This is a genomic window from Klebsiella sp. K47, assembly GCF_051858335.1.
In the GTDB taxonomy this organism is placed as follows: domain Bacteria; phylum Pseudomonadota; class Gammaproteobacteria; order Enterobacterales; family Enterobacteriaceae; genus Klebsiella; species Klebsiella pneumoniae.
Genome location: NZ_JBPYUI010000433.1, coordinates 1 through 223, shown reverse-complemented (window position 1 = coordinate 223; position 223 = coordinate 1). Strand labels below are relative to the sequence as shown.

The 223-nt window shown below is 48.4% G+C and carries 1 protein-coding gene; it reads left to right on the top strand.

The genetic code is table 11. The annotated features are described in order from the left end of the window. On the top strand, positions 1-223 hold a 223-nt coding region (locus RRF55_RS28675; protein ID WP_439419397.1), incomplete at both ends, for a PLP-dependent transferase.

The following is a 223-nucleotide window of genomic DNA, read 5'->3' as shown; positions in this document are numbered from 1 at the left end:
CTTTACATCATCAACTCTTTCGCACACATGCCATTCAAGGCATTAGCGTCTCTGGGGATGATGTTGCTCAAGTCCAACGCAGTCTAGCATCAATGCGCATTCGTTATGCCGCACAGTCTGAAAGTGCGCTGCAACTCCTAGCATGGCTAAAACAACAACCGGAATTTGTGCAGGTCTTACACCCTGCTGACTCGAGTGCTGCGGGTCATTCATATTGGAAAGA